The following is a 302-nucleotide window of genomic DNA, read 5'->3' on the forward strand; positions in this document are numbered from 1 at the left end:
TCGACGGCGCCGCCGAGGTCCTCGACCTTGCGCATCAGCTCGCGTGCGGCCGTCTCGACGTCGTCGGTCATCCGCTCCACGACGTAGGAGCCGGCGAAGGGGTCGACGGTGGCGGTGACGTCGGTCTCGTAGGCCAGGACCTGCTGGGTGCGCAGGGCCAGGCGGGCGCTCTTGTCGGTGGGCAGGGCGATGGCCTCGTCGAAGCTGTTGGTGTGCAGCGACTGGGTGCCGCCCAGCACCGCGCCCAGGCCCTGCACCGCGACGCGCACCAGGTTGACCTCCGGCTGCTGCGCGGTCAGCTG

Annotated in this window: 1 protein-coding gene; it reads right to left on the reverse strand. The window is 72.2% G+C overall.

Going from position 1 to position 302, the window contains the following annotated elements:
- A partial coding sequence (locus IO29_RS31360) for a methylmalonyl-CoA mutase family protein (RefSeq protein ID WP_037840715.1) occupies positions 1 to 302 on the reverse strand: 302 nt, incomplete at both ends.

Source organism: Streptomyces sp. NRRL F-6676 (assembly GCF_000725625.1).
GTDB lineage: Bacteria > Actinomycetota > Actinomycetes > Streptomycetales > Streptomycetaceae > Streptomyces.